The 755-nt window shown below is 66.2% G+C and carries 1 protein-coding gene; it reads right to left on the bottom strand.

Annotated elements, in window-relative coordinates:
- Positions 1-755: lipoyl synthase (locus H4281_RS45045; protein WP_182896960.1), on the bottom strand; the 755-nt coding region annotated here is incomplete at both ends.

Here is a 755-nt window from a genome sequence, read left to right as displayed (position 1 = left end):
GGGAACCCGATCGCCTCGGCGGTTTTCGCGTGCTCCACGAACTCTTCCGGCTTGACCCACCGGTCGACCGGGTGATGCCGCGGCGAGGGACGCAGGTACTGGGTGATCGTGATGATCTCGCAGCCCGCGTCGAACAGGTCCTGCAACGCGACGCCGACCTCGTCCGGGGTCTCCCCCATCCCGAGGATCAGGTTCGACTTCGTCACCAACCCCGCCGCACGCGCCTGCGTGATCACCTCCAGCGAACGCGCGTACCGGAACCCGGGCCGGATCCGCTTGAAAATCCGCGGCACCGTCTCCACATTGTGCGCCAGCACCTCCGGCCGCGACCCGAACACCTCGGCCAGCTGGTCAGGCTCGGCGTTGAAGTCCGGGATCAGCAACTCCACACCCGTGCCCGGGTTCAACGCGTGAATCTGCCGCACCGTCTCCGCGTACAGCCACGCACCGCCATCGGCCAGATCGTCCCGGGCCACACCGGTGATCGTCGAATACCGCAGGCCCATCGCCTGCACGCTCTCGGCGACCTTCCGCGGCTCCGTCCGATCCAGCGCAGCGGGCTTCCCCGTGTCGATCTGGCAGAAATCACACCGCCGCGTGCACTGATCACCACCGATCAAGAACGTCGCCTCACGGTCCTCCCAGCACTCGTAAATGTTGGGACAACCCGCCTCTTCACACACCGTGTGCAGACCCTCGCGCTTCACCAAACCCTTCAGCTCAGTGAACTCCGGCCCCATCCGCACCCGCGTCTT

Source organism: Amycolatopsis dendrobii (assembly GCF_014145675.1).
In the GTDB taxonomy this organism is placed as follows: Bacteria; Actinomycetota; Actinomycetes; order Mycobacteriales; family Pseudonocardiaceae; genus Amycolatopsis; species Amycolatopsis dendrobii.
This window is presented reverse-complemented; position numbering and strand designations above follow the sequence as displayed.